Origin of the sequence: Rhodococcus sp. SJ-3 (assembly GCF_051918125.1) — a bacterium.
Lineage (GTDB): Bacteria > Actinomycetota > Actinomycetes > Mycobacteriales > Mycobacteriaceae > Rhodococcus.
The window spans coordinates 1,421,887-1,448,017 of the sequence record NZ_CM123306.1; the positions used below are offsets into that span (position 1 = coordinate 1,421,887).

The 26,131-nt window shown below is 64.9% G+C and carries 25 protein-coding genes; 6 read left to right on the forward strand and 19 right to left on the reverse strand.

Annotated elements, in window-relative coordinates; all coding sequences use genetic code 11:
- Nucleotides 1-235: 235 nt before the first annotated feature.
- On the forward strand, nt 236-1,069 hold the full coding sequence (locus ACTDXD_RS06305; protein WP_440127557.1) for an HpcH/HpaI aldolase/citrate lyase family protein: 834 nt from the start codon (nt 236-238) through the stop codon (nt 1,067-1,069).
- A 2-nt stretch (nt 1,070-1,071) separates the two neighbouring features.
- On the forward strand, nt 1,072-2,073 hold the full coding sequence (locus ACTDXD_RS06310; RefSeq protein WP_440126304.1) for a MaoC family dehydratase: 1,002 nt from the start codon (nt 1,072-1,074) through the stop codon (nt 2,071-2,073).
- Between the two features lie 74 nt (nt 2,074-2,147).
- Here ACTDXD_RS06310 and ACTDXD_RS06315 read toward each other — a convergent pair whose 3' ends face one another.
- The 13 genes from ACTDXD_RS06315 to ACTDXD_RS06375 form a co-directional block, all read right to left on the reverse strand.
- Nucleotides 2,148-2,939, reverse strand: a complete 792-nt coding sequence (locus tag ACTDXD_RS06315; RefSeq protein WP_440126305.1) for an SDR family NAD(P)-dependent oxidoreductase — start codon at nt 2,937-2,939, stop codon at nt 2,148-2,150.
- 87 nt (nt 2,940-3,026) lie between these two features.
- Nucleotides 3,027-3,788, reverse strand: a complete 762-nt coding sequence (locus ACTDXD_RS06320) for an SDR family NAD(P)-dependent oxidoreductase (protein WP_440126306.1) — start codon at nt 3,786-3,788, stop codon at nt 3,027-3,029.
- Between the two features lie 14 nt (nt 3,789-3,802).
- Nucleotides 3,803-4,642: a mycofactocin-coupled SDR family oxidoreductase gene (locus ACTDXD_RS06325; RefSeq protein WP_440126307.1), complete on the reverse strand. Its 840-nt coding sequence runs from the start codon at nt 4,640-4,642 to the stop codon at nt 3,803-3,805.
- Nucleotides 4,643-4,685: 43 nt separating this feature from the next.
- Nucleotides 4,686-5,573, reverse strand: coding sequence for a DUF6282 family protein (locus ACTDXD_RS06330; RefSeq protein ID WP_440126308.1), 888 nt, complete (start codon nt 5,571-5,573; stop codon nt 4,686-4,688).
- Nucleotides 5,574-5,654: 81 nt separating this feature from the next.
- The gene (locus ACTDXD_RS06335) at nt 5,655-6,944 is read right to left on the reverse strand and encodes a C4-dicarboxylate ABC transporter substrate-binding protein (RefSeq protein WP_440126309.1); all 1,290 of its coding nucleotides are present in this window, start codon (nt 6,942-6,944) and stop codon (nt 5,655-5,657) included.
- Nucleotides 6,945-7,078: 134 nt separating this feature from the next.
- Nucleotides 7,079-7,864: an SDR family NAD(P)-dependent oxidoreductase gene (locus ACTDXD_RS06340; RefSeq protein ID WP_440126310.1), complete on the reverse strand. Its 786-nt coding sequence runs from the start codon at nt 7,862-7,864 to the stop codon at nt 7,079-7,081.
- Nucleotides 7,865-7,876: 12 nt separating this feature from the next.
- Nucleotides 7,877-8,980 carry an acyl-CoA dehydrogenase family protein gene (locus ACTDXD_RS06345; protein WP_440126311.1) on the reverse strand — a complete coding sequence of 368 codons (1,104 nt, stop codon included), beginning with the start codon at nt 8,978-8,980 and terminating at the stop codon, nt 7,877-7,879.
- Nucleotides 8,981-9,018: 38 nt separating this feature from the next.
- A complete protein-coding gene (locus tag ACTDXD_RS06350; RefSeq protein ID WP_378562943.1) occupies nt 9,019-10,278 on the reverse strand; it encodes an acyl-CoA dehydrogenase family protein in 1,260 nt (419 codons plus the stop codon).
- Nucleotides 10,279-10,280: 2 nt separating this feature from the next.
- Nucleotides 10,281-12,665, reverse strand: a complete 2,385-nt coding sequence (locus ACTDXD_RS06355) for a CaiB/BaiF CoA transferase family protein (protein ID WP_440126312.1) — start codon at nt 12,663-12,665, stop codon at nt 10,281-10,283.
- A gap of 61 nt (nt 12,666-12,726) precedes the next feature.
- Complete coding sequence (locus ACTDXD_RS06360; protein ID WP_378562937.1) at nt 12,727-12,867, reverse strand: hypothetical protein; 141 nt, start codon at nt 12,865-12,867, stop codon at nt 12,727-12,729.
- A gap of 44 nt (nt 12,868-12,911) precedes the next feature.
- Nucleotides 12,912-13,061, reverse strand: a complete 150-nt coding sequence (locus ACTDXD_RS06365) for a hypothetical protein (protein WP_378488383.1) — start codon at nt 13,059-13,061, stop codon at nt 12,912-12,914.
- A gap of 211 nt (nt 13,062-13,272) precedes the next feature.
- A complete protein-coding gene (locus ACTDXD_RS06370) occupies nt 13,273-14,781 on the reverse strand; it encodes a TRAP transporter large permease (protein ID WP_378488384.1) in 1,509 nt (502 codons plus the stop codon).
- The gene (locus ACTDXD_RS06375) at nt 14,778-15,398 is read right to left on the reverse strand and encodes a TRAP transporter small permease (RefSeq protein ID WP_440126313.1); all 621 of its coding nucleotides are present in this window, start codon (nt 15,396-15,398) and stop codon (nt 14,778-14,780) included. Before ACTDXD_RS06375 ends, ACTDXD_RS06370 begins: the two co-directional genes overlap by 4 nt.
- Nucleotides 15,399-15,768: 370 nt before the next feature.
- Here ACTDXD_RS06375 and ACTDXD_RS06380 point away from each other — a divergent pair, with 370 nt between their 5' ends.
- Nucleotides 15,769-16,209 (forward strand): Zn-ribbon domain-containing OB-fold protein, encoded by a 441-nt coding sequence (locus ACTDXD_RS06380; protein WP_440126314.1) that lies wholly within the window; start codon nt 15,769-15,771, stop codon nt 16,207-16,209.
- A gap of 1 nt (nt 16,210) precedes the next feature.
- On the forward strand, nt 16,211-17,398 hold the full coding sequence (locus tag ACTDXD_RS06385; RefSeq protein WP_440126315.1) for a thiolase C-terminal domain-containing protein: 1,188 nt from the start codon (nt 16,211-16,213) through the stop codon (nt 17,396-17,398).
- A 47-nt stretch (nt 17,399-17,445) separates the two neighbouring features.
- Here ACTDXD_RS06385 and ACTDXD_RS06390 read toward each other — a convergent pair whose 3' ends face one another.
- The 4 genes from ACTDXD_RS06390 to ACTDXD_RS06405 are packed head-to-tail and all read right to left on the reverse strand — an operon-like array spanning nt 17,446 to nt 22,135.
- Nucleotides 17,446-18,738, reverse strand: coding sequence for an acyl-CoA dehydrogenase family protein (locus tag ACTDXD_RS06390; protein ID WP_378562925.1), 1,293 nt, complete (start codon nt 18,736-18,738; stop codon nt 17,446-17,448).
- 38 nt (nt 18,739-18,776) lie between these two features.
- Nucleotides 18,777-19,541, reverse strand: coding sequence for an SDR family NAD(P)-dependent oxidoreductase (locus ACTDXD_RS06395; RefSeq protein ID WP_378562922.1), 765 nt, complete (start codon nt 19,539-19,541; stop codon nt 18,777-18,779).
- Nucleotides 19,538-20,632: an NADP-dependent oxidoreductase gene (locus tag ACTDXD_RS06400; protein WP_440126316.1), complete on the reverse strand. Its 1,095-nt coding sequence runs from the start codon at nt 20,630-20,632 to the stop codon at nt 19,538-19,540. The genes ACTDXD_RS06395 and ACTDXD_RS06400 overlap by 4 nt, the downstream gene beginning before the upstream one ends.
- Before the next feature lie 12 nt (nt 20,633-20,644).
- On the reverse strand, nt 20,645-22,135 hold the full coding sequence (locus ACTDXD_RS06405; protein WP_440127558.1) for a class I adenylate-forming enzyme family protein: 1,491 nt from the start codon (nt 22,133-22,135) through the stop codon (nt 20,645-20,647).
- 236 nt (nt 22,136-22,371) lie between these two features.
- Here ACTDXD_RS06405 and ACTDXD_RS06410 point away from each other — a divergent pair, with 236 nt between their 5' ends.
- Nucleotides 22,372-23,418, forward strand: a complete 1,047-nt coding sequence (locus ACTDXD_RS06410) for a phosphotransferase family protein (RefSeq protein ID WP_440126317.1) — start codon at nt 22,372-22,374, stop codon at nt 23,416-23,418.
- A 23-nt stretch (nt 23,419-23,441) separates the two neighbouring features.
- A complete protein-coding gene (locus ACTDXD_RS06415; protein WP_378488392.1) occupies nt 23,442-24,359 on the forward strand; it encodes an enoyl-CoA hydratase in 918 nt (305 codons plus the stop codon).
- A 6-nt stretch (nt 24,360-24,365) separates the two neighbouring features.
- Here the strand turns inward: ACTDXD_RS06415 and ACTDXD_RS06420 are convergent, their stop codons facing one another.
- Together ACTDXD_RS06420 and dctP are read right to left on the reverse strand one after the other, a co-directional pair.
- On the reverse strand, nt 24,366-24,779 hold the full coding sequence (locus ACTDXD_RS06420; protein WP_378562911.1) for a DNA-binding protein: 414 nt from the start codon (nt 24,777-24,779) through the stop codon (nt 24,366-24,368).
- 78 nt (nt 24,780-24,857) lie between these two features.
- Nucleotides 24,858-26,120, reverse strand: a complete 1,263-nt coding sequence (gene dctP, locus ACTDXD_RS06425) for a TRAP transporter substrate-binding protein DctP (protein ID WP_440126318.1) — start codon at nt 26,118-26,120, stop codon at nt 24,858-24,860.
- Nucleotides 26,121-26,131 lie beyond the last annotated feature (11 nt).

Consider the following 26,131-nt stretch of genomic DNA (forward strand, 5'->3'; position numbering starts at 1 on the left):
ACTTTGTACGGCCATTTTGCGGATGGGCATCAGGCCTTGTCAATCGCGGAAGACGCCTTATCCGGACATCGAGCCAGTGATATCACTGATCTGTCCCGCTACCCGTTCCTATAGAAGTAGCGCGTCACGACACAATGGCCGTACATTTAACGACGTTCCCCACCGTCGAACTCCACGAGGTTCCCCTGTGTCTTCCGAGCAACTGACTTCCGAGCAACACCTTCGCCGGCGAGCGGTGCTCGTCGCCCCCGGCTCCGATGAACGCAAGGCAGGCAAAGCACTCGCCTCCGCCGCTGACGAGGTCGTCCTCGATCTCGAAGACGCGGTCACCCCCGACCGGAAGCCTGCCGCACGCGATCTCATCGGCCCCCTGGTCCGTGAGCACGGCGGCAACCGTACTGTGTCCGTGCGCATCAACGGACGCGGCACCGAGTGGTTCGAGGACGACCTGCGCGCGTGCGCCGAACTCGGCACCGCACTCGCGTCGATCGTGTTCCCGAAGGTCGAGAGCGCCGACGATCTCGCCGAGGCCGACCGCATCCTCGGCGCACACTCCGGTGCCGGCAGCTCTGCAGTCGGCATTCAGGCCCTCATCGAGACCCCCGCCGGTGTCCAGAACATCGACGAGATCGTCACGGGCCCCCGGCTCGCGGGCGTCATCATCGGCTACGCCGACCTCGGCGCCGCGCTGGGACGCGCACGTACCGCACTGCCCGAGCATTGGGTCTACGTGCAGGACCGCGTCCTGCACGCTGCGCGCTCCGCAGGCGTGCAGGCCATCGACGGCCCGTTCCTCGGCATCGCCGACGACGACGCATTCCGGCACTCCGCGCAGTGGGTGTCCGACCTCGGCTTCGACGGCAAGTGGGTCATCCACCCCGCCCAGATCGACTCCGCTGCCGCAGCATTCACGCCCACCGATCAGCAGGTCGAAGCGGCTCGCAAGGTTCTCGCTGCCCTAGAGGAAGCCGAAGCGCGCGGCGCAGGCGCCGCCCAACTCGACGGTCAGATGCTCGACGAGGCCGTCGCCGTTGCCGCCCGCCGCACCCTCACCAAGATCGGAGCCTGAACATGTCCAGCACCCCCGCATACGTCGGCGGACCGTACTTCGACGAACTGACCGTCGGCCAGGTCTTCGACACCGCGCCCGCCGTCACCCTCACCGACGGTCTCGCCGCCGCGCACCAGTCGATCCTCGGCGACCGTCTGCGCCTGCCCCTCGACAAACACCTCGCCACCCGCGTCACGGGAGGGCCGGTCGCGCACGCCGGTTTCGTCACCGACATCGCCATCGGTCAGTCGACCCTGGTCACACACCACGTCAAGGCCAATCTGTTCTACCGCGGCCTCCGTTTTCGCCGGTTCCCGCACATCGGCGACACTCTCTACACCACCACCGAGGTCGTCGGTCTGAAGGAGAACTCGGCCAAGGCCGGCCGCAAACCCACAGGCCTCGCGGCGCTGCGCATGAACACCGTCGACCAGGACGGCAACACCGTGCTCGACTTCTACCGGTGCGCCATGCTGCCGCTGAGCGAGAATCCCGACCGGAATCGTGTGGTGCACACCGATGATCTGTCGGCCATCGGACCTCAGGACGAACCGCAGTGGGCCGCCACCGAGGGATGGAACCTCGACGAGTACCGCTCGTCTGTGCCGGGCGCGCATTTCGACGCCTCGCTCGCAGGAGCAGTCCTGCAGTCCAGCGGCGACGTGGTGTCGAGCGCACCCGAGCTCGCGCGGCTGAGCCTGAATATCGCAGCGACGCACCACGACGAGCGGGTCGGCGCTGCGGGTCGGTTGGTGTACGGCGGGCACACGATCGGTCTGGCGTTGTCGCAGGCGTCGCGTGCCCTGCCGAATCTGGTGACGGTGCTCGGCTGGAAGTCGTGTGATCACACCGGACCTGTGCACGAGGGGGACACCCTCACCAGCGACCTGCATGTCGAGTCTGCGGATGCCCTCGCCGATGGCGGTGGTGTGCTGAACCTTCGGTCGCTCGTCTTCGCACACCGCGGCGACGCCGAGCCTGCGCCGGTACTCGACTGGCGATTCACCGTCCTGATGGCCTGACACACATACTGGCCTGACATCGCATGCAGCAGAAGGGCGGACCGGCACTCCGGTCCGCCCTTCTGCCGTACCGATCAGAACGCGCTGCGACCACCATCGACGGTGTAGATACCGCCGGTCACCCAATCGGCTTCGTCGCTGGCAAGGAACAGCGCGACCGAGGCGAGGTCGTCCGGGGTTCCGAGGCGGCGAAGCGGGAACCGGTTCGCGACCTCGGCGTCGATTGCCGTCTGGTCGGCGTCGGCGTCTGCCGCACCGCGATCGACGCGCGACTGATAGACCAGGGGCGTGGGGATAGTACCGGGGCAGATCGCGTTCACCCGCACGTTGTCGGGACCGTAGGTGACCGCCATCTGCTTGGTCATTGCGATGACCCCGCCCTTGGCTGCGGTGTAGGGAAAGATGCCGGGTAGGCCGATCAGGCCACCCATGCTCGCCTGGTTGATGATCGACCCGGCACGTCGCTCGATCATGTGCGGCAACGCGTACTTCGACGTCAGCCACACACCCTTGAGATTGACGCCGATCACCTTGTCCCACTCGGCTTCCGTGGTATCTGCGGCGTCTCCGGCACCGTTGATACCGGCGTTCGCGAAGACGACATCGAGCGTGTCGAATTCCGCGAGGGCCTCCGCGATCATGCGCTGGGCATCGGCATCGGAAGTCACATCTGCGGTCACCGCCAATGCACGTCCTCCGGACGTGCGAATCTCATCGACAACCCCGCCAGCCGCGGTGAGGTCGAGGTCGACCACTGCGACAGCAGCGCCTTCCGCTGCGAAGCGGAGAGCGGTAGCCCGTCCGAGGCCGGATCCTGCACCAGTGATGAGTGCTGTCTTACCGGCGAGGCGTCCGGTCGAAGCCATGGGTGAGCCTTTCATTCTCGAGTGATGCTGCGCCGAATCGATTCGACGAAACAGAGTGTCACACACGCACCGCCGCAGGGAGACCGACTACTGCGCGGTGAGCCCCCCATCGGCAGCGACAGTCGAGCCCGTCATGTAGGACGACTCGTCGGAGATGAGAAAACCGATGACCGACGCCATCTCGTCGACCTCGGCGCGGCGTCCGAGGGGGGTCTGTGCGAGCGCCGTGCTCGTCACGCCACCGGCTTCGCGTGCCCGCTGCGCGAGCGGTGTGTCCACCACGCCGGGGCACAGCGCGTTGGCTCGCACTCCGCGATCCGCGTATCCGACTGCGATGGAACGGGTCAGGCCCAGCACACCCGATTTCGAGGCGTCGTAGCTGCACGTGTTGGTGTTCGCGGAGATCAGCGAGGCCACCGAACCGATGGTGACGACCGACGAGCGGCGCTCCTTCAGCATGTGGTGAAGTGCGGCGCGGACCGACAGGAACGAGCCGGTGAGGTTGATGCCGACGACGTCGTTCCAGTCCTCCACCGACATCTCGTGCACCAGAGCCGATTTTGCGATTCCCGCGCACGTGACGATCCCGTCGAGTCCGCCGAGCTGAGCTGCGGCGTCGTCGATTGCCGGCCCTACCGAGTCGGGGTCGGATACGTCTGCGCGCACCGATACGGCTGTTGCACCCGCCTCACGGAGTTCGGCTGCGAGCGATTCGGCCGCGGCACCGTCGAGGTCGAGTACCGCGACCGCGGCGCCTTCCTGCACGAGTCGCCGAGCAGCAGCGGCGCCGATTCCGCCTGCACCGCCGGTGATGAGAACCTTGCGTCCTGCGTTGCGTCCTTCAGTCATGTCCGATGTACCTCTCAGCTGATGCGGAGACCGCAGTCGACGGGGATCGAGATGCCGGTGACGTACCGGGCCTCTTCGGACGCCAGCCACAACACGGCGTTGGTGATGTCCTCGGGCTCGACCCACGCCATGTCCATGATGTTGCGTCCGCGAGCCCGCTCACGCAGGTCTTCGATGGTCGGGTTCTCGAGGTCCGGGCAGAACACTCGCAGGGTCGACTCGCTGAAGAGCATGTCGGTGCCGACGTTGCCCGGATGGACCGCGTTCACGCGGATGCCCTGGCCGCCGTACTCGGCCGCGAGGGTCTGCATCAGGCCGACCACGCCGTGCTTCGATGCGTTGTAGTGGGCCACGTTGCGTGAGCCGTTGTACGTGACGACCGAACTCGTCAGGACGATCGAGCCACCACCGGTACGCAGCATCTGCGGGATCACTGCCTTGGACGTCTTCCACACACCGGTGAGGTTGATGTCGATCATGTCCTGCCACTCGTCTTCCGTCAGTTCGACGGTGGGACGGCAACCACAGACACCTGCGTTGGCGCTGACGATGTCGATCCGGCCGAACTGCTCGACGCAGTCGGCCGCCGCCGCATCGAGGCCGGCCTGGTCGCGAACATCGACCTTGCGGGTGATGATCCGGCGCCCCGTCTTCTCCACGAGTCGCGCGGTCTCGGCGAGGTCTTCCTCCGAGGCCATACCGTAGGTCAGCGACGCGATGTCCTCGCATGCATCAGTGGCATAGATGTCGGCGCCCTCCTGGGCAAGCCGCAGTGCGTGCGATCGTCCCTGTCCGCGGGCGGCACCGGTGATGAAGGCGACCTTCCCGGCCACCCGTCCCTGAGTGTCGGTCATTCGACGTTCCTTCTGATTCGTAGTTGTACTTGCTTCTGGCCGGCTAGTGCATGCCCAGCAACAGTGCCGGGTTGTCGCAGGTCATCACTTTCAGGTCGGCTTCGTCGATGCCCTCGTCCCACAATGCGTTCACGTAGGAGTGCAGACCGGCTGCGGGATGGGGGATCTTGGTCGTCCACCCGTAGTCGGTGGCCAGCACCACCTTTGCCGGGTCGAGCCGCTTCAGTGCCGACACGACATTCGCGAATGTCGACGGTTCGCCCATGCAGGTGTGCGCCGCGAATTCGATACTGGCGCCGAGGTCGGCGAGCTCGACGACCTCCTGCTCGGTCAGGCGCGGGCCGGTGGTCGCATGCATCGCGTGGGTGACGAGAACACGACCTTTCGACGCGTATTCTCGTGCCACGGCGAAATGTTCGGCGGTAGACACGTGGCCGGTCGCGAGCACCGCGTCGTACTGGGTGATCAGGTCGAGGATCGTGCGCACTTCGGGGACGATCGCTCCGTCGGCGTCGATGACACGGATTCCCTCTTCCTTCTCACCGAAGAATGCCTTCACCTTGACCGGCGCATCCTGCTCCGACGACAGCGTGGGCAACCAGACCACTTTGGCACCGGCGCGCAATGCGCATTCGACGGCGTGCGGGTTCAGACCTCCGACAGGGTGGTCGAGGCAGATTCCTGAGATCGACTGCACCTCGGGTACAGCAACATTGGCAAGATGTGCCGCGACGGTCGAGGGAAATTCGTGAGCCTTCAGGACGATTGCCCGCATGCCGTGGTCGGCGGCCTCGCGCGCCGCCTCGATCGGGTCGACGCTGTGCGGCGATTTGGCCGCCATCTCCACGAGTGGTTCGGGACCGAAATGGCAATGCATGTCGATCGCACCGTCGAGTGCAATTGCGGCCGTGCCGGAATGACGTTCGGTCATCGTGTACCCCTCTCGAGAAGACGTTCCGGAGGGGGCGCAGGGGGCATCCCCTCCGGAACGTGGTCGGTGCCGCCGCGAAGATCAGGACGGGCGGTAGGGAAGGAAGATCTCCTCGTAGACCTGGTCGACGTACGGCGCGATGTCGATCTTGCCGGGCTCGTACCAGGCGGCGAAGCCGTTGTAGTCGGTTTCGTTGACGTAACCGAGTTCTGCGATGATCTCGCTCCACTTGTCGGCGCTCCCCCGCACCGACGTGACGAATCCTGCGCCGTCGTTCAGGCCCTTGTTCTCTGCGATCGCATCGACGATCTTGTTGTTCGCGTCCTGCACCGCGACACGCGCGTCGTCGGCGAACGGTTCGATGGATCCGCCGTACTGCTGGATCTCCTGGACGGATTCGACGGTGACGGGCCAGATCTTGCCTTCGATGCTTCCCGTGATGAAGGCATCGAGCCGGTCCCACATGAGCTGCTGCGCGACGAGCGGAAGCGATTCCCACACATCGAGATTCATCGCCATGTTGCCGGTCGGCACGGCGAGGCCTGCCGCCGGATCGATCACGGTCTGCGGCGCGACCTCGAGGATGCCGCCGATCTGCGCAGCGGCAGGGCTGAGCATCGAGCAGTCGATGACGCCGCGCTGCAGCGCCTCGTATGCCTCGGTGTAGGCAACGGACGTCGGGGTCGAGCCGAGTGCGGAGACCTGCTGATTGCCGGCGGTACTACCCACCGAGACGCTACGGCCCTGGAAATCGGGCAACGCGGTGCGCTTGTCGGAACAGAACAACGCGTTCATGCCTGCGTTGTAGGCGGGAAGCATCAGCTTCATGCCTTTGTCTTCGAACTCTTCGACGATCTCGGGGGTATTCAGGGCGACGTCGGCGGGCCAGGCGTTCGACTGGAGGGTTCCGGTGACGACGCTTTGGTCCGAGAGCACACTGGCATCGAGCAGGGCCGATGTGGCCGGGAACTCCTGCGGCTCGTACACGGCGAGGACCTGCCCGATATCGAGTCGGCCGTCGACGATGGCGTTGTCGATCTCGGTGGACTTCGCAATCGCGTCGGAGTAGGCGATGTCGAAGGTGATCTTGCCGTCCGACCATTCTTCGATGGCGGATGTGTAGGCGTCGATGAACGCGCCGCCGGTCGACCCCTGAGTGCTGGGCGACTGGGTGTGTAGCAGGATGGGGTCCACATCGGCGAATGCCGCCTGGTACTCCTCCATCGTTGCACCGAAGGCGACGCCTTCGCCGCCTCCGCTGGCGCCACTGCCGCCGGACGAGGTTTCTGCGCACCCGGTGAGCAGTAGTGCGCCGGCCGTGACGAGAATGCCGGCGCGGGGCAACAGACGTGCCCGGGAGAATGTGACCACTTCGGACTCCTTTGTCAGGATCGACCGCAAGATCCGGTGACACCGACACCTTTTCGGATTACTCCACTCGGAGTGATCACCCTCACGGTTATGCTGCTAATCATGCGACTGAATTAGGACGATGTCAAGCGCCCTCATTCAGCTGTGACACCGCCGTCGACGAGGATCGCCTGCCCCGTCACATACGACGCATCGGACGACGCGAGAAATGCTACGACAGAAGCGATTTCCTCAGCCTCGCCGTAACGTCCGAGCGGGACGCTCAGGGGCTTCGAGGGATTCTTCACGGTGCCGGTGGTCGGCACGATAGCCGCGGTGTTGGCACTGAGGTTGGTGCGAACGGCCCCGGGGCAGACACTGTTGACCCGAATGCCCTTCGGTGCGTACTCGACGGCGAGCGTCTGCGTCAGCATCTTCACCCCGCCCTTCGACGCGCGGTACGGCGCGAGGCCGCCCTGCGTCGCAATGAACGACGAAGTCGACCCACAGGTGACCACCGCACCACCGCCCCGACGGAGAAGAGAGGGCAAAGCACTGCGAATGGTGAAGAACGTGCCGGACAGGTTGATGTCGAGCACCGCGTGCCAGTCCTCCCTGGTCACTTCGTGACTGTCGAGACGCGCACCACTGACGCCGGCCGCGGTGAACACCACGCTGATCTCGCCGAGCTGCGACACCACATCGGCCACGATCTCATCCATGGCCGTGTCGTCACGGACATCCGCCGCGAACGCGACAGCCGTACCACCTGCCTCGCGAATTCTCGAGGCTGTGGCTTCGGCGTTGTCGACGTTGACGTCGACGACAGCGATCGCGGCGCCTTCCTGCGCCAGCCGGATCGCCGAGGCGCCGCCGATCCCGGAGCCACCACCTGTCACCAGCGCGACATCACCTTCGAGGCGACGCATCGTTGCGGTCATCTCCAACTCCTGTCAGATACCGACCAGATCGGCCAGCATGTCGTTGTGGTGCACCTTGTTTCCGAACAACGGTTCGATCGCCTTGGCCCGGCGGAAGTACAGGTGTGGATCCGCTTCCCACGTGAATCCGATGCCGCCGTGAACCTGGATGTTCTGCGACGCACACAGCGTGAGGCACTCGGAGCCCTGAGCCTTCGCCATCAGCGCGGAGAGCCGGAGGTCCTTCGACTCGTCGGCAGCCGACATCGATGCGAACATGACCGTCGCCTCTGCGGAGTCGATCGCGATCGCCATATCGGCGCACTTGTGCTTGATCGCCTGGAACGAGCCGATGGGCCGGTTGAACTGCACCCGTTGTTTGGCATAGTCGACCGCCATGTCGAGCACTGCCTTCGAAGACCCGATGGCCTCGTTTGCCAGCAGGATCCGAACGAGGTCGACGACACGCACGATCGCGGACTGGTCGGAGCCCAGCAACTGTGCGGCGGCACCGGACAGTTCGACGGACGCCAAGGGGCGTGTCAGGTCGAGACTCTCACGCGACTCGATCGTCACGCCCGCTGCAGTCGCGTCCACCACGTACAACGCGACCTGCTCGCCGGTGGGAGTCACCGCAGGCACGACCAACAGGTCGGCGAGGTGCCCGAACGCCACATAGTCGACCCGCCCGTTGAGGGTGTGCGTGTCGCCTTCGGCCGACGCTCGGACGGTCGCACCGTCCACGTCGAGATCGCGGTTGCCCGACAGCGCCAACGTGCCGATCGTCTCACCCGAAGCCAGCCCGGGAACCAACTCCGCCTGCTGTGACGTCGAACCGAGTCCCCGGATCGCCTCCAGGGCTCCGATCGTGGTGATCACCGGCACCGGCGTCAGCACCCTTCCGAGTTCCTGGACGACCACGCATGTCTCGAGGAAGCTGAAGCCGCTGCCACCCAACTCTTCGGGGACGTGGATACCGGGCACCCCCATGTCGGATGCGAGCAGCCGCCAGGTTGCCGAATCGTATCCACGGGTTTCGGCCACCTCGCGTACCTTGGTTATCGGTGCGCGTTCCGACAGGAGCCTGCGCAAGGACGCGCGGAATTCTTCTTGATCCTCGTTGAATTCGAAGTACACGATTGTTCCGTTCTGCCGTAGACCGGCGGAATCTCAGATCAGGCGGTCTTTCGTCGCCCGATGTCCTGGAACGGGCCGCTGTCGAGCCTCGGTTCCTTGGGGAGACCCAGCAGCTGCTCGCCGATGATGTTGCGCTGGATCTGCGAGCTGCCGCCGTAGATCGTGGCTGCACGCGAGTAGAGGGCGATATCGTCCCAGCAGCGCGAAGAGTTCTCTGTCCCGGGCTGCGGGGTGACCAGAATTCCGTTGTTACCCTGCCCTTCCGGAGTCAACGCTTCGAGTCCGAGGATCTCGAGCCCGACCTCGGTGTAGCGCTGGAAGAACTCTGCCCAGTAGATCTTGGAGAACGAGCCGTCGGTGCCGGGGCGCCCGCCCGCGAGCAGCTTCGTCAACGCGCGGTAGCCGCGGAAGCGCATCGTCTGCACCCGCTGCCAGCACCACGTGAGTTCCTGACGGATATGCGGATCCGACGTGAGACCTCGTTCGCGGGCCAGTTCGATGAGACGGTCGATCTCGCGGCCGAACCGGACCGCGTCGGTGGTGGCACGCACCCCACGCTCGAAGCCGAGCAGGGTGTTCGTGGTATTCCAGCCTCCGTTGACCTCACCCAGCACATTCGCTGCTGCGGTGCGCGCATCGGTGAAGAACACCTCGTTGAAGGCGGTGTAGCCCGCGGCGTTGACGATCGGACGGACCTCGACACCGGGCTGATCCATCGGGACCAGCAGGAACGACAGGCCCTTGTGCTTGACGGCCGTCGCGTCTGTCCGGCAGATCGCGAAGATCCAGTTGGCGCTACTGCCCGCCGAGGTCCACGTCTTCTGACCGTTGATGACCCACTCGTCACCGTCGAGCACCGCACGTGTCCGTAGGCCCGCCAGGTCGGAGCCGGCCTCCGGCTCCGAATACCCCTGGCACCAGGAGATTTCACCGGACAGCGTCCTCGGAATGAAGTATTCCTTCTGCTCTTCGGTACCGAGGACCGCCATGGTGTTGCACAGGAGTTTGATGCCGAGCGTGTCGTTCTCGGTCCCCTCCGGAACCCCGAGGCGCATCAGTTCCTCATTGAGCACGACCTGCTCGATATCGGACAGTCCACCGCCGCCGTATTCACGCGGCAGGGACACCGCAAGCAGGTCGTTGTCCGACAGCACTTTTCGCCACGCTTCGAGGAACTGCTCCTGCTCCTCTCCGGGAAGGGCGCCGATCCCCTTCCAGTCGTCGGGGAGATTCGATTCGAGAAGTTCACGAAGCGATGCGCGATACTGCTCCGCCTCCGGCGGATAGGTGATGTCCATGGTCAGTCTTCCTTCGCTGCTGCCGTGGGCAGTGCACGATCGGACGGCAGTGCACACACGGATGCCATGAGTGAGGTCACCTCGTCGGAGGTGTAGCCGAGTTCGGTGAGAATCTCCTGCGAGTGCTCACCCAGCACCGGCGCGCCGCCCTTGAACGCTCCGGGGGTGTCGGACAGGTGCATGACCATGCCGACCTCGCGGCACCAGCCGTACTCGGGATGGTGGTGCTCGACAACTCGGTTCGAGTCGAGAGCCCATTCTTCCCAGAGCAACTCGGGCATGATCGGGTAGTCGAGCGGGATTTCTGCAGGTACGTTGTTGCTGTCGAGAGCCTTGAACGCGTCCTCGCTGCCGAGGGCGGCGAACAGGGTGGTCAGGGCCTCGGCGAGTGCGTCGGCGTTGGCCGCACGGGCGGCGTTCGTCGCGAAGCGCGCATCCGTCGCAAGCTGCGGATTGCCGAGCGCGCCGGCGAGACGCGTGAACGCCGCGTCGCCGAACACAGCGATCGCGATCCACCCGTCCGCCGTTCGGTACAGGCGGTAGAGCGGCGACCATCCGGTCTGGTCGGCATCGAGTTCGTGCGCGGGAAGCGCCTTTCCGTCGAGTGTCACGGAGTGCTCACTGACGACGAACAGACTCGAGTGCAGCTGTGGGCTCTCGACGGACTGCGTCTCGCCCGTGTTGAGACGGTGGTTGAGGGCGAGCAGAACCGTGACCGCACCGAGGAATCCGTTGTAGAGGTCTTCGTTGCCGATGACGCGGCGGATCGGCAGGTTGCCCTTGCCGGAGCCCTCGAAGTTGAGGCCGACCATGCCGGACACCATCGGCGCGAACGACTTGAGGCTCGACTTCGGTCCGGCCGAACCGAATCCGGGAAGGTACGCGTAGATGATGTCGGGGTTGATCGCCTTCAGCGTCTCGTAGCCGAGCGCGATCTTCTCCGCTTTTCCGGGCCGGTAGTTGTGCATCACCACGTCGGCGTCGGCGACGAGGCGATGCGCGATCTCCTGTCCTTCGGGCGATCTCAGATCCAGGGCGATGTTGCGCTTGCCGCGGTTGGCGCCTTCGAACAGGTCGCCGAGCGGGCGCATCTGGTCGCCGATGAGCGGCTCGATCTTGACGACGTCGGCACCGAGATCGGACAGCAGGCGAGCGCCGAATCCGGTGGCGAAGTAGGAGCTGAAATCGAGGATCCTCACGCCCTGCAGCGGCCGTGTCACCGGAGCAGGCTTGTCCGACAGGGGTGCCCAGACATCGGATCGAACGATCTCGGCCGTGCGGGAGTTGTGCTCACCGACCTTCGGCGCGGGTGCCGGGGTCGCGGGCTTCGTCTTCTCGAAGCGGATCACCGGGCCGATCTGCTTGATCGTGCCGTGTTCGTCGTCGGGCAGCTCGATCGGTACACCTGCGAACGTCACCTGGTCGTCCTCGAAGACGTCCTCGGGGTGATTGAGCGGCAGCGCAGCGATATCCGCCGCGTGCAGCAGTTCGAGCCATTCGTCGCGGTTCCGCTGCGCGAACGTCTCGGGAACCTGGTTGCGGGCGATATCGAGTTCGACGTCGTCGAGCGGCACTGCCATCTCGGGTCCGTCGATGGTCTGGGTCCGGTCACCGAATCCGAGGATGTCCATCGTGCGCTTGTACGCGCCGGGACCGCCGGTATGAACGATGAGCCACTTGCCGTCGGCGCACTTGAACGGGTCGGTGATGAGGCGTTTGTTGCCGAAGCCCTTTTGCGTACCGCTGCGGGCGAGGTACGAGATGTCCTTCTCGTTCCACCACCAGTTCATCGACGCGATCGAGAGCATGCCGTCGAGCAGGGAAGTGTCGAGTTTCTGGCCGGTGCCGTTGATCTTTCGGGCTCGCAACGCCGACAGGATGCCGATCGTCGTGATGAACGCGGTGCCGTACGACACGGTCGGGTGGCCCATGAAGATGGGGCCCTCGCGGTGCCCGGTCTGCTCGGCCATCTGCCCGAGGCGCGCATTGAGCAGCGCCTCGTAGCCGGGCCGGTCGGCGTGGGGTCCGGTGGTGCCGTATCCGGTGACCGACACGTAGACGAGTTCGGGGAATTCCGCGTGCAGCTCGTCGTAGCCGAGCCCCAGCGCGTCGGCCTTGCCGACACCGAACGATTCGACGAACACATCGGCGTTCGCGGCGAGACCGCGAATCATTGCGCGTCCCTCGTCGGTATGCGGATCTGCTTCGACACTCCACTTACCGCGGTCGGTCGATTTGCGCACGTTCGCCCCCGCGTCGGGACCCCCGCCGGGGCGCTCGATCTTGATGACGCGGGCTCCGTAGTCGGCCAGCATCATCGTCGAGATTGCAGCCGGCATGCCCCAGCTCGCGTCGATCACTACGAGTCCGTCGAGTGGACCAGCCATTGCGCGCTCCTTCTTCTCGTACGATGCCGCGTCTGACGCAGCCATGTTTCTTCGGTGTCAGCTAGTCGGACGAAGGCAGTGGCTTCGCCGTGACGAGCTCCATGGGCGTCCCGTGGCAGGTGAACTGACCCTCGCCCTTCTTGACGCAGATGATCTGGGTTTCGCAGGTGGCGCACGTGTAGCGCTTGCCGACCTCGTTCATGTGAACTCCTGGGGGTGTGGTGATGACGACCGAGACGGGGTCGGCTATCGGCCGAACGTGATCTCGAGGGCTGCGCCGCAGCAGGTCAGCGACGAGCCGCCTGCCTTGGTGACGATGGCTTCCGAGCCGCAGTTGTTGCAACGCAGACGGTTGCCGTTCGCAGCTTCAGTTCCCTCGGTGTTCCCTGCACTCATGTCCACTCCTTCGCCGTGTGATGGTTCGGGGCGGCAAATGTGCGCCTGCATCCCCGGGTGAACGTTACCTAGTTCACTATAATGATGCTCATAGATTAGGGCAAGTGTTCGCGGTGAGTACTTTCCCGAACCGACGACGACGCCCCCGCCACCGCGCCCCTACAGGGCCACCAGCGCGAGGGCGTCGACACACCCAGTGTCAGGACGACGCTCAGCCGCCACTCGAATGATCGGGCAGGAACGTCGAGATCTCCGGGAAGAAGATCAGGATCAGGACGACGACGATCGCCATCGGCAGGAACCATGCAGCGGCGACGAACACATCCTTGAGCGGAATATCCTTGCCCAGGTTCACCTTCGGATCCTTCACGATCGAATGGACGATCATCGCCAGGATGCCGACCGGCGGCGAGAGGATCGCGAGCTCACCCATGAAGACGACGAACGCACCGAACCACAGCATCGAGATGTCGAGACTCTCGAGCGTCGGGATCAGGATCGGCACGGTGAGCACCATCATCGGCAGCGGATCCATGAAGGCGCCGAGGATCAGGTAGACCACCATCATCAGCAGGAGGAATTCGACCCGCCCGAGGTTCATATCGGTGATCAGATCGGCGAATCCGTTGCTGATGCCGGTCAAGGTCATCATGCGGGAAAGCGCCTCGACGCCGACGAGCAGGAGGAAGACCGCACCGACCGTCGAGACGGTACCGATCGAACCGTCGAGGAGCGCGCGACTCGCGCCGCCGGTCTTGCGCTTCCAGATGAAGACGACACCGACCGAGCAGAGCGCGGCAACCGCGCCGGCCTCGGTGGCGGTGAAGATGCCCGAGAACATTCCACCGATGATCACCATCACCAGGACCGGAATGGGCCAGATCGACACGAGGCTCTTGAATCGCGTGCTCCACGAGACGCTCGATGCCTCGATCCGGCTTTCCTTCGTCCCCGCGACGTCCTTGGCGAAGACGGCAATCAGGATGATCGCCATCGTGAACATGAGCGAGACGAGGATGCCGGGGCCGATACCGGCGAGCAGCGCCTTACCGACGGGGACCTCGGCGATGCCCGCGTACAGAACGAGCAGGATGCTCGGCGGGATCAGCTGACCGGGTAGGCCTGCGACCAACACCGCGCCGACCGCGAGTCGTCGGTCGTATCCGGCCTTGAGCATCTCGGGAATGCCGATGCGGCCGAGAGCATAGGTGGTTCCGGTCGTGGACCCACTGACCGCAGCGAGACCGGAGCCGGCGATGTTGGTGCCCACCGCGAGACCGCCCGGAAGCCAGCCCAACCACTGACGAGCAGCGGTATAGAGCGAATCGGTCATGCCGGAGCGCCACAGCAACAGGCCCATGAGCACGAACATCGGCACGACGCTGAGGGTCCAGCTCGCCACCTCGTCGTAGGGAAGAGACGTGAGCGCACTTGTCACCGTCCGCTCGCCACGCATCGCGTAGAGGCCGGCGAACGACGGGACGATCATCGTCAGTGCCACCGGAACCCGCAGGCACAGCAGCGTAATCATCATCACCAGCGCTGCGCAGCCGATCGCGACCGGAGTCAGCGGCATGAAGATCGCGGCAGTCGACCCCAGTAGCAGCACCATCAGAGCACCGAACAACACCCATGATCGGGTCGAGAACTTCTTGCTGGGACCGACAACCGGTGGAGTGGGGCTCGAGTCCCGCGCTTCGGCAGTGGTAGTGGTAGTCATTTGCTCTCCGAATTCGGCGCGGTTGCATTCGGCGCGGTTGCAGAAGCGGCGGATACACCGGCTTCTTCATCGATCTCGTCGGTGATGCGGGCTACCTCGGCGTCGGTCGCGTCGACCGAGTCCTCCCCTCCGCGGAGGGCACGCACCCCTGCAAGGGCGAACTGCACGCACAGGACACCGAAGGCGATGGGAACGAGGAAGTACACGGGCCACGCCACGACGGTCGAAACGCCTGCAGTCTTTCCGATGTCGCGGGAGTGGAGGGCTTCTTCGAGGCCGAACCACGCAAATCCGAAGAAGACCACGACACCGAGCATGTATCCGAAGAACAGCACTGCTCGTCTGATCCGCGTGGGGAAGTAGTGCGCCACGAGGTCCGCGACGATGTGCTCTCCCCTCGCCTGTGCGGCCATGAAGCCGAGCAGGGCGATGATCGGGACATAGATGTACTGGGTAACTTCGAGCGTGTTCGGGATGGGCGACGACGCGAGCGCTCGCATGAGCGCGTTCGCCGTCACGTGGAGCATCATCACGAACAGCACGATGACTGCAGGTATCTCGATGAGCAGCAGTAGCCGACTGCTCGGCTTGCTGGAAGCGCTCGGGGATGCGCTCATGTCAACTCCGCTGATGTGAGGGGGCAGGCGTGCGGGGACGCCCGAAGGTCATGTCGTAAGCATCTGGACAAGTGCGGTGAGTACTTCGCCGACTCGACCGAGGTCGATGTCTTCGATCCCGACCTCGGACTCGACGCTGCAATGCATCATGGTTTCGCCTACCTGTCGTGATCCACATCACTTGATGTGTCATATCATTCGCCTAGATTCGTCGAGAGTCAAGCTTTCATGCGAATGATTTGCCTGTACTGCATATCCAGCGGCCCCACCTTCGAAGCGATGGAGCTTGACGGGCCGAGATCGGCATCACACAATCACAATAGATGATCACCATTATCTGCAATAGATGTCAATGTCGAACCGAGGACCGATGACTCCCACCGAGACCCCACCCAAACCCCTACCACTCGCCGATGAGACGACAGCACCCTATTGGGACGCCGCCCGCGAGCGGCGCCTGGTGGTGCAACATTGCGACTCCTGCGCCCGCTACCAGCATCTTCCGGCAGACGCGTGCACAGCCTGCGGCGCCTCCGAGCTGTCATGGGCGGGCATGTCGGGTCGCGCGACGCTCTACTCCTACACGGTGATGCACGACGCCCCGGCTCCCGGCTTCGCCGATCACCTGCCGTACATCGTCGCGGTCGCCGAACTCGAAGAGCAGGCGAATCTGCTGATCACCACCAACCTCGTCGACGCCGACGCCGATGACCTGCGGATCGGGCTGCCCTTGGAAGTGACGTTCGAAGAACTCGCACCCGGCGACGTCGTGCCCCAGTTCCGACCCGCATCCCAACCGAGGAGTGCCTGACATGTGGGAATACCGTGACCAGGTCGCGATCGCCGGCATCGGCTACACCGAACTCATCCGACGCAATCCACGAAGTCTCCTGTCGTTGACGGTCGAAGCCACCGACGCAGCCCTCACAGATGCCGGCCTGACCCGCGCGGACGTCGACGGACTCGCAACCACCCCGACCATGCCGGTCTACGGGGGCGAGAAGGGCAACCGCGACGGGATCGACGTCGTCACCCCGGGGCACCTCGCCGGAGCGCTGAGGATCCGAGACAACATCACGTGGCTCGGCAACACCATGCCGATGGTCACCCACGCGGCCATCGATGCAATCAACGCACTCGTCGCCGGGACCTGCACGCACGTCGTCCTCTACCGGGCCCTGCACATGCCGCAGGGCAGGTACTCGAACTTCGCCTCCGCGCGGGCAGGCGGCAAGGACCAGTTCTTCGCGCCGTACGGCTTCTCGATGCCTGCCGGCTGGGCAGCCACGGCCGCCCGCCGCTACCTCGACCTCGCAGGTGCAACGCGAGAATCGTTCGCGCGCTTCGTCGTCGACAACCGTGAACGCGCTCACCTGAACCCGAACGCGTTCTTCCGCGGCAAGACTCTGACGACGGACGAATACCTGTCGTCGCGAATGATCGCCGACCCCATCACCATGCTGGACTGCGACCTGCCAGTCGACGGCGCCGTCGCGATCGTCCTCACTCGCGCCGACCGCGCCCGCGACCTACCCAATCCCCCGGCATTGATCTCGGGGTACGCCGCGAGCAACCATATCGGGGCCACCGGGGTACCCATGACCCTCGAAGACATCCTCGCAGGATCCGAAACCACCGGCGACCGGTTGTGGAGTGCAGCCGGAATCGGCCGCGACGAAATCGACATCGCGCAGTTGTACGACGGATTCTCGATCTTCACGTACACATGGCTCGAAGGGATGGGTTTCTGCGGCCGCGGAGAGGCCGCCTCGTTCATCGACGACGGCAACGCCCGCCCCACCGGGTCACTGCCGCTCAACACGGGCGGTGGGTGCCTCGCCGAGGGCAGACTTCACGGCATGACACAGCTGACCGAAGCGGCCTACCAGGTGACCGGTCGGGCCGGGGAACGACAGATTCCGGGCGCGAAACGGTCCGTCGTCACCGTCTCCAACGGATTGGCAGGGTCGACGGCGTTCGTCATCTCGTCGGACAACTGAACCGGAAAGGGGCCGGAGCGTTCACGCTCCGGCCCCTTTCTACCGCATCAGTCTTCGAGACCCGCCAACTGCGCCGCGAACTTGCGACGCGCGAGCTCCTCGAGCTCGGGCAGGTGGTAGCTCGGGAACAGACCGTCGTGCGGTGTGGCGTCGCGCAACAGCTGCCGGGCCAGACCGACCTTGTGGATCTCGGTCGCGCCGTCGGCGAGACCCATGTGGTAGCTCTCGAACAGCCATTTGCCCAACGGAAGTTCCTTCGACACACCCAGCGACCCGTGCAGTTGCACCGCGCGGGAGGTGACGTCGAGCAGCACCTTCGGCATTGCGGCCTTGACCGCGGCGATGTCCTTGATGACCTTGCGGTAGTCCTTGTACCGGTCGATGCGCCACGCGGTGCGCAGCACCAGCAGCCGGAACTGCTCGAGCTGCAACCACGAATCGGCGATCATCTCCTGGACCATCTGCTGGTCGCCGAGACGCTTGCCACGCGTCGTACGCGACACGGCGCGCTCGAGCATCATGTCGAGTGTTGCCTGGACCAGGCCCACCGTGCGCATCGCGTGGTGGATGCGCCCGCCGCCGAGGCGGGTCTGCGCGACCTCGAATCCCTGGCCGACGCCGCCGAGGATGTGGTCCTTCGGGATCCGCACATCGGTCCACCGCGTGTAGGCGTGGGTTCCGACCTCGTAGTCGTGACCCCACACGCCGGTGTTCCGGACGATCTCGAGCCCGGGAGTGTCTGCCGGCACGATGAACTGCGACAAGCGCTTGTGCGGCTCGGCCTCAGGGTCGGTGACCGCCATGATGATGTAGAACGAAGCGAAGCGGGCGTTGCTTCCGAACCACTTCTCGCCGTTGATGACCCATTCGTCACCGTCGAGGACGGCGTTGGTCTCGAACTCGACCGGGTTCGACCCGCCCTGGGGTTCGGTCATCGCGTAGCACGAGACGATCTCGTTGTTGATCAGCGGCTTCAGGTACCGCTCTTTGAGTTCAGGCGTGCCGTAGTGGGCGAGGATCTCGGTGTTACCCGAATCCGGTGCCTGCGCACCGAACACGATCGGACCCGAGTGGGTGCGCCCCACGATCTCGTTGAGCAGCGCAAGCTTGAGCTGCCCGAATCCCTGGCCGCCGAGTTCCGGTCCGAGGTGCGTCGCCCACAGGCCCTTCTCCCGCACCTTCTCCTGCAGTGGCGGGATCAGCTTCTGACGCAGCGGGTCCTTCAGGTCCCACGCGTGGGTGATCACCTTGTCGACGGGCTCGACTTCGCTCTTCACGAATTCCTCGGCCCAGTCGAGGACCTCTTGGTACTCAGGATCTGTCTCGAAACCCCAGCTCATGCGCGTTCCTTTCTCGAAAAGTATTCGGTGCGTGCGGTTCAGCGCATCGCGGTGCGGCCGCCGTCGACCGGGATGATCGCGCCGCTGGTGAAGGTGGAGCCGGGGCCGGCGAGGTAGAGCGCGGCGCCGATGATCTCGTCGGGGTTGCCTGCGCGCTGCAGCGGAAGTGTCTTGAACTTCTCCGCGACGACGTCCATGTCCCACGACTTACTGATATCGGTCAGGAACGGACCGGCCATGATCGCGTTGACGCGCACAGTCGGCCCGTACTCCTGCGCGAAGCCCTTGGTGATGATGTTCAGTGCAGACTTGGCCGCCGCGTACGGCAGGTCGCTCGGCGTGGGTCGTTCCGACGCGATGGAACTGATGTTGATCACGGAGCCTCCGCCTGCCTCGACCATGCGCGGGGCGACCAGGGTCGTCAGACGGAACGCGCCCTTGAGGTTCACGTCGAAGACCTTGTCGAACAATGCTTCCGTGATGCTGCCGAGGGAGTCGTAGAGCGGCGACATGCCCGCGTTGTTGACGAGGATGTCGATCTTGCCGAATTCCGCGTACACCTGCTCGACGAGAGCTTCCTGTGCATCCCAGTCCCCGACATGGCATGCGATCGGAAGGGCTTTACGTCCGGTGGTCTCGGTGACCTCGGCGGCGAGCTTCTCGCAGCTGTCGATCTTGCGGCTGACGATGACGGTGTCGGCACCGGCTTTCGCGAACGCCAGCACCATCTCGCGCCCCAGGCCCCGGCTTCCGCCGGTGACGAGTGCGACTTTGCCTTCCAGTGGCAGTGCCTGGTCGGTCATCGTGTTGCCTCCTTGTAGGACGAGATGATCCCGCCGGATTCGCGTGTCTTGCGGTCCTGGTCGGCAGGATCAGCGGTGAGTGGTACTACTGCCTTGCCGGTCGCGGTGCCGTCGAGCATGCCGAGGAACGCATCCCACGCACCCTCGACACCGCCGCGGAACTCCGTGTGGACACCGCGGACCGCGCCGATGCGCAGCCACTCGGCCATCCGCTCCTCGAACTCCTCACGCGCATCGAGGTGGTCGCGGAGGAGGAAGCCCTCCATCCGTGCCCGGCGCCAGACGAGTTTGATGAGGTTGTTCGGCCCGGGCTGCGGGGTTGCGGAGTTGTAGATGCTGATCATCCCGCACAGAGCGATCCGCGCGTGGTCGTTGATCACTCGGATCGCGGCCTCGAGATGCTCACCTCCGACGTTGTCGAAGTAGACGTCGAGTCCGGTTGCTCCTACCTTGGCCATCGCCACGCGCAGGAGATCCTTGACGGAACCGTCGTGGTAGTCGAACGCGGCATCGGCCCCGAGTTCACGGACCAGAGCGACCTTCTCGGCGCTGCCTGCACTGCCGATCACGGTGGCGCCCCGCAGTTTTGCTATCTGCACGACGGTGGACCCGACGGCCCCGGCCGCGGACGACACGAACACCACGTCGCCCGCCTCGATACGTGCGATTCGCTCGCACCCCACCCACGCTGTCATTCCGGGGATCCCCATGGGTCCGAGATGGTCGGCGGGCGCCAGATCGTCGTGCGCCAGCACGGTGCACTCGCCTGCCGGCACGAGAGAGTGTTCACGCCAGCCGTACTCGTGCTTCACGAGCGAGCCGGCGGGAACCGACTCGTCGGCAGAGTCCGTGACGCGGCCGATCACGGGGGCGAGCATCGGCTCGTCCAGCGGATACGGCTCGGCGTAGTTGACCTCCCCGCCGATCCTGCCGCGCATGTACGGCTCGACGGACATCACGAGGTTCTCCACCCGCACGAACCCCGGCTCGGGAGAGCCGACAACAATATCGACGAGCTCCACATCGGATGCGCTCGGGCGACCCGACGGCCGGGAACGCAGTACCCACTGGCGGCTGGGAACAGTAGACACAGGACCTCGATCTCAGACGGATTCGGCGGTGACCTGCGCGACCAGGTCGCGGCGCACCAGCTTGCCGGTAGCGGTCTTGGGGAGTTCGTCGACGAAGACCACGTCGTCCGGGGTGCGGGATCCACGCAGTCGCTCGCGGCACCACGTGCGCACCTCTTCCGGCTCGGCATGGGTGTCGCCGACCGGCACGATGACGGCGCAGATCCGTTCGCCCCATTCGTCGTCGGGGATACCGACCACGGCGACCTCGCGGACATCGTCATGGCGGACGAGGACGTCCTCGATCTCGGCGGGTGCGATGTTCTCGCCACCGCGGATGATCGTGTCGTCCGCGCGACCACCGATGAACAGGAACTCGTCGTCGATCCGGGCGCGGTCGCGGGTGGGGAACCAGCCGTCGGCGTCGAGTACCGAGCCCTTGCCCATATATTCGCCGCTGACCTGCGCGCCGCGGACCCACAGGAGCCCGGTGTCGCCGTCGGCCAGCACGGTGATGTCGTCCTCTGCGCGGATCTGCGCCTCCATGCCGGGCACGATCCGTCCGACGGAGGACAGACGATGACGCAGGGCGGGATCGGAGAGTGCCTCGCGATGATCATCGGGTCCGAGCACAGCGATCGTCGAACTGGTCTCGGTCAGTCCGTAGGCGTTGACGAAACCGGTGTCGGGGAATGCGACGAGAGCTCGTTCGAGGACGGGCTGGGCCATCCGGGCTCCGCCGTACGCGAGCGACGCGAGCTTCGGAGCGCCCGCAGATTCTCCGCCGAGATGTTCGACGACGCGGGCGAGCATCGTGGGCACCACCATCGCGCTCGTGACCTCTTCCTGACGTACGAGATCGAGCCATCGCTGCGGCGCGAAGTCGGGCAGATACACCATGCGGCGACCCGCGTAGATGTTGCTCAGGACCGCACCCATTCCCGCGATGTGGTAGGGCGGTGTGCTGATCAGCGTCGCCTGTTCCTCACCGGCAGAACCGAATTCGACGGTGTTGAACAGGTACGACGTGAGGTGGTGATGACGGAGCAACACGCCCTTGGGCGCGGAAGTGGTGCCGGAGGTGAACAGCACGACCGCGGCGGCATCGTCGTCGGCGGGCAGGTGATCGGACGGTCCGGCCGCGCGTGCGGCGGCGAAGAATTCGTCGCTGGTCAGCAGGTGTTCGGCGGCGCCCTCGAGCTTGTCCCTGTAGGCGGGGTCCGCGACGATCAGCGGCGTGTCCAGCTGAGCGACGAGGTCGCGCAGCTGCTCGGTCGCGAGCCGGTAGTTCAGGGGCGCGATCGGGATTCCCGCTTTCGCCGCCGCGAATGTGAGGACGGGCAGGATCGGCCCGTTGATGCCCACGAAGACGAGGTGCGCTGCGCCTCGTTCTTTCAGGACGGTCGCGCCCCCCGACGCCACGTCGTCGAGCTGAGCATAGGTCAGCCCCGACTCGCGGCGGCCGATGGCCACGCGGTCCGGGACGACCGAGGTCGCCATGTCGAGAACCATTTCGATACCCATTGCACCACCTGAATTGAACGATCCGGGGTTGTCCGAGCCCTCGCCGGTCCACTTCCGCAGCAGCCGGGCGCCGTCCTCGGACTCTAACAATCATGCGCCTGAATGTGAAGCTAATCATGACAATGGTTTGCACGAATGTGTAGAGTGCGGTGAAGAGTGGCCCCGGTCACCTACCTGTACATCCGCTCCGCGGCGGGCCCGCGCCCCGGACCATGATCGAAGACGAGGTGAACCCGATGAGCGATCGGGAGATGCTGGACGTCGGCACCCTGACGTCCTGGCTCGACAGTAAGGGCGTCGGCACCGGGCCGATCACCGATACCGTCCCTCTGACCGGCGGAACCCAGAACATCCTGGTCCGCTTCGTCAGGGACGGCCGCGAGTACGTGTTCCGCAGGCCACCGCTGCACAAACGCAGCAACAGCGACGAAACCATGCGCCGGGAAGCGCGGATCCTCACCGCCCTCGGCGGCACCGACGTCCCCCACCCCCGGCTCGTCGCCGCATGTGACGATCCGGACGTCATGGGCTTCACCTTCTTCGTCATGGATGCAATCAGCGGTTTCACCGCCACCACCGACGTGCCGGAACCGCACGCGTCGTCGGTGGAGTTGCAGCACGCGATGGGCCTGGCCATGGTCGACGCCGCGGCAGCACTCGGTCGCGTCGATCCCACAGCGCTCGGACAAGCACAGGTCGATCGCGCCGACGGCTGGATCGGCCGACAGGTCGGACGCTGGCGCAAGCAGCTCGACTCGTATCACGAGCTGGACGGCTGGCCCGGACCCGATCTCGACGGGGTCGACGAACTCGGCGCGTGGCTCGACGAACACCGCCCCGCCGAGTGGAGCAAGGGCATCATTCACGGCGATTTCCACTTCGGCAACGTCATGTTCCGGCACGAGAGCCCCGAGGTCGCCGCTGTCGTCGACTGGGAGCTCGCGACGATCGGCGATCCCCTTCTCGACCTCGGGCACCTGCTCGCGACGTGGCCGGACCCGGACGAGCCCCGCACGAAAGGCCTGGCCCGCCGACTTGACGGACTGCCGTCCCGAAACGAGCTCATCGCACGGTACGGCGAGACGAGCGGCCGCGACATGACCGGATTCGACTGGTACCAGGTTCTGGCCTGCTACCGACTCGCCATCATCCTCGAGGGCACCCACGCCCGCGCGTGCGCAGGCAAGGTCGACGAAGAACTCGGTAAGCGCTTCCACAGCGTGTCCCAGGCCCTGCTCGACCAAGCACACGCACTCGTCTCCACCTCACCTCAGGCCGTCTGAGCCTGTCCCAGGAAGGACTCCCCGTGACCACTGATCCTCGGGCAACCACCGAGTACAAGTACCTGCAGTACGAGACCCACGACGAGGGCACCATCGCCCGCATCGTCCTCGACCGCGTCAAGTACCGCAATGCCCAGAACCGCGGGCTCCTCGTCGAGCTCACGGCAGCATTTCTCCGTGCTGAGGCCGACGACGACGTGCGCGTGGTGATCCTCGCCGGCAACGGCCCGGTCTTCTCCTCCGGGCACGATCTCGGCAGCCCGGACTACCTTGCCGAGCGGAACCCCGGGCCCGACCAACACTGGTCGTACGCCTGCACCGGTGGCACGAAGGACGCCGTCGAGTCGCGGTTCCACCAGGAGTGGCACTACTTCTACGAGAACACCCGCCGCTGGAGGGATCTCCGCAAGATCACCATTGCCGAGGTGCACGGAAACGTCTTCTCCGCCGCGCTGATGCTCACGTGGGCCTGTGACCTCATCGTCGCTGCCGAGAACACGCAGTTCGCCGACGTCGTCGCAACACGACTGGGTATGTGCGGTGTCGAATACTTCGGTCATCCTTGGGAATTCGGCCCACGGAAGGCCAAGGAACTGCTCCTCACCGGCGACAGCCTCGACGCCGAGGATGCACGTGCGCTCGGCATGGTCAGCAAGGTCTTCCCCGCGGAGGATCTGACTGCGAAGACCCTCGAGTTCGCTCGCCGCATCGCCCAGGTGCCCACGATGGCAGCGCTACTCGTGAAGGAGTCGGTCAACCAGAGTCAGGACGCGATGGGCTTCTCCAACGCGCTCGACGCCTGCTTCACCATCCATCAACTCAACCACGCCCAGTGGACCCACCTGTCCGGCGGCAAGGCAGTGGTGGGGACTCCGGAACTCGGGATGCCCGACTGGAAGACGGCACCGCCGATCAAGCGGGCGGATCCGCACACTCCCTGACGCAGATCAGGATTCGGTGCGTTTCACCAGTCGCTCGTAGCGTTGTCGGGCTGCCTGCGTACTTCCCAACCCGAGTCCGAAGGCGATTTCCTGCCAGGTCATCCCCCGTTCACGGGCGATGCCGAGAACCAGCGCCTCCAGCTGGTCCATCTCGACCCTGGCCTTCGGGATGAGCCCCAGAGCGGCCGTGATGTCGGCGGCATCCACTTCGGGTTCTTCGGGCCCCGGCTGGTGGACGCCGCCGGCGAGTGCGGCGACGATGCGGATCGCGCCGAGCGGATCGAGCATCTCCGGATGAGATTGACGCGCACGCTGTTCCGCGGTGGCGCCGTGACGTTCGGCGATCCGGAACAGGCCGGCGTACTCGCGGTGAGCTCGGTCGCGACTGGGGTTCGGTGGGGTGAATTCGTCGTCTGTCATATACACAGCGTGAGCCGTGAACATCATGTTGTCAACTAAATGTTTCGCACATGATGTTCACGGCTCATCGCATGGCGCTCAGGACGGACGGTGTTCGAGCAGCACCTCGTCGAACAGGGTGTCGACGAATGCCGTGGTATCGAGCTTCTCAGGGCTGTACCACTCGGCGAATCCCGCGTAGTCGACAGCGTCGTCGTAACCCAGATCGGTCACCGTCGTCTTCCACTTCGCTGCGGCGTCGCGCACCCGCGACACGAATTCGTCGCCGCCGGGAGCCGTCTGCGCAAGCCCGTCCACGATCGCCTCGTTCTTCTCGATCAATGCGTCGCGGGCGTCGTCGGCGAACGATTCGGCCGAACCGTCGAACTGGGCGATGGTCGCCGATGCATCGACAGTGCCCTCCCAGATCTTGTTCATGCTGCCCTCGACGAACGTGTCGAGACGATCCCACATCAGCTGCTGCGCCACGAGCGGAAGTTCTTCCCACACATCGATGTTCATCGCGAGTGCACCCGAGGTGTTCACGAATCCCGCCTCGGAATCGATCACGACGTGGGGCGCGACCTCCATGATGCCCGCGATCATGCCTGCGGTGAGCGTGGTGGCCGCGCACGCCGCGACTCCGCGCTGGAGACTCTCGTAGTACTCGGTGTATCCGATCGACACGGGATTGCCGCCGAGGGCGGTGACCTGTGTACCGAGGGTCGCCGAACCGGACGCGATCGACTGGCCCTTCAACTCGGCCAGGTCGTTTCGGGCCTGCCCACAGATCAGGGCGATCGAACCCGAGTTGAACGACGGCAAGAGTACCTTCATGTCGTGGTCCTCGTACTCGGCCAAGAACTCCGGTGTCGAGAACGCCACATCGACCGGCCACGCATTGGACGACAGGCTCCCGACGACCACGCTGTTGTCCGACAACACACTTGCGTTGTTGAGCGCAAAGGTGACCGGGTACTCCTGCGGTTCGTACGCACCCATGACCTGGGCAAGGTCGAGCCGGCCGTCCTGCACCGCGTTGTCCGATTCGGTCGGTGACGCCACACCGTTCGAGTACACGACGTCGAAGGTGATCTTGCCGCCCGACCACTCGGACACAGCTTCAGCGTAGTTCTCGATGTGCTGGCCGCCCGACGCACCTTTCGCGGCAGGCGACTGAGTGTGAATGACGATCGGGTCGACGGACTCGAACGCCTCCTGGTACTCCTCGATGCTCGCCCCGTAGTCGACACCGGCGCCACCGCCCTGTCCGCCCGCGCCCGTCGATTCAGCACAGGCCGTCAACACCGTCGCGCCCGCAGTGACACCTGCGATCGCACACGCAACCGATCGAAACCTCATGATCGACTCCC

What these genes read in the sequence shown, in the direction of transcription:
- ACTDXD_RS06410 (WP_440126317.1), top strand. Translation starts at nt 22,372, where the DNA reads ATGAGCGATCGGGAGATGCTGGACGTCGGCACCCTGACGTCCTGGCTC.
- ACTDXD_RS06395 (WP_378562922.1), bottom strand. Translation starts at nt 19,541, where the DNA reads ATGACCGACCAGGCACTGCCACTGGAAGGCAAAGTCGCACTCGTCACC.
- ACTDXD_RS06405 (WP_440127558.1), bottom strand. Translation starts at nt 22,135, where the DNA reads ATGGGTATCGAAATGGTTCTCGACATGGCGACCTCGGTCGTCCCGGAC.
- dctP (WP_440126318.1), bottom strand. Translation starts at nt 26,120, where the DNA reads ATGAGGTTTCGATCGGTTGCGTGTGCGATCGCAGGTGTCACTGCGGGC.
- ACTDXD_RS06310 (WP_440126304.1), top strand. Translation starts at nt 1,072, where the DNA reads ATGTCCAGCACCCCCGCATACGTCGGCGGACCGTACTTCGACGAACTG.
- ACTDXD_RS06320 (WP_440126306.1), bottom strand. Translation starts at nt 3,788, where the DNA reads ATGACTGAAGGACGCAACGCAGGACGCAAGGTTCTCATCACCGGCGGT.
- ACTDXD_RS06385 (WP_440126315.1), top strand. Translation starts at nt 16,211, where the DNA reads ATGTGGGAATACCGTGACCAGGTCGCGATCGCCGGCATCGGCTACACC.
- ACTDXD_RS06420 (WP_378562911.1), bottom strand. Translation starts at nt 24,779, where the DNA reads ATGACAGACGACGAATTCACCCCACCGAACCCCAGTCGCGACCGAGCT.
- ACTDXD_RS06315 (WP_440126305.1), bottom strand. Translation starts at nt 2,939, where the DNA reads ATGGCTTCGACCGGACGCCTCGCCGGTAAGACAGCACTCATCACTGGT.
- ACTDXD_RS06370 (WP_378488384.1), bottom strand. Translation starts at nt 14,781, where the DNA reads ATGACTACCACTACCACTGCCGAAGCGCGGGACTCGAGCCCCACTCCA.
- ACTDXD_RS06350 (WP_378562943.1), bottom strand. Translation starts at nt 10,278, where the DNA reads ATGGACATCACCTATCCGCCGGAGGCGGAGCAGTATCGCGCATCGCTT.
- ACTDXD_RS06365 (WP_378488383.1), bottom strand. Translation starts at nt 13,061, where the DNA reads ATGAGTGCAGGGAACACCGAGGGAACTGAAGCTGCGAACGGCAACCGT.
- ACTDXD_RS06360 (WP_378562937.1), bottom strand. Translation starts at nt 12,867, where the DNA reads ATGAACGAGGTCGGCAAGCGCTACACGTGCGCCACCTGCGAAACCCAG.
- ACTDXD_RS06340 (WP_440126310.1), bottom strand. Translation starts at nt 7,864, where the DNA reads ATGACCGCAACGATGCGTCGCCTCGAAGGTGATGTCGCGCTGGTGACA.
- ACTDXD_RS06330 (WP_440126308.1), bottom strand. Translation starts at nt 5,573, where the DNA reads ATGACCGAACGTCATTCCGGCACGGCCGCAATTGCACTCGACGGTGCG.
- ACTDXD_RS06390 (WP_378562925.1), bottom strand. Translation starts at nt 18,738, where the DNA reads ATGAGCTGGGGTTTCGAGACAGATCCTGAGTACCAAGAGGTCCTCGAC.
- ACTDXD_RS06375 (WP_440126313.1), bottom strand. Translation starts at nt 15,398, where the DNA reads ATGAGCGCATCCCCGAGCGCTTCCAGCAAGCCGAGCAGTCGGCTACTG.
- ACTDXD_RS06325 (WP_440126307.1), bottom strand. Translation starts at nt 4,642, where the DNA reads ATGACCGACACTCAGGGACGGGTGGCCGGGAAGGTCGCCTTCATCACC.
- ACTDXD_RS06355 (WP_440126312.1), bottom strand. Translation starts at nt 12,665, where the DNA reads ATGGCTGGTCCACTCGACGGACTCGTAGTGATCGACGCGAGCTGGGGC.
- ACTDXD_RS06380 (WP_440126314.1), top strand. Translation starts at nt 15,769, where the DNA reads ATGACTCCCACCGAGACCCCACCCAAACCCCTACCACTCGCCGATGAG.